At 59.2% G+C, this 255-nt stretch carries 1 protein-coding gene; it reads right to left on the reverse strand.

What is annotated here, in order from left to right:
- A partial coding sequence (locus JOY50_RS28835) for an immunoglobulin-like domain-containing protein (protein ID WP_243056210.1) occupies nucleotides 1–255 on the reverse strand: 255 nt, incomplete at both ends.

Raw genomic sequence — 255 nt, forward strand, 5'->3', positions numbered from 1 at the left:
TGGTGTCGGTGACATCCACTTTCGCAGCGCCGCCCAACTCCAGGTTTTCGAAGGTGGCGCCGGTAGCGTCTACCGCCGATTTAATGCCAACGCTGATTTCACCGGCGTCGTTGTAAACGTCGTCGCCTTGCGCATCGTGGGTGTACGGTGCGCTGGTCTCACCGGCCTTGATGGTGACTTGAGCATTGTTGCTCAGGGTCACGACCAGGTCGTGGCCCAGCGGTTGGTTGATGTGCACGGTGAACGTCGGTTTGA

Source organism: Pseudomonas sp. BP01, assembly GCF_022760795.1.
In the GTDB taxonomy this organism is placed as follows: Bacteria; Pseudomonadota; Gammaproteobacteria; order Pseudomonadales; family Pseudomonadaceae; genus Aquipseudomonas; species Aquipseudomonas putida_Q.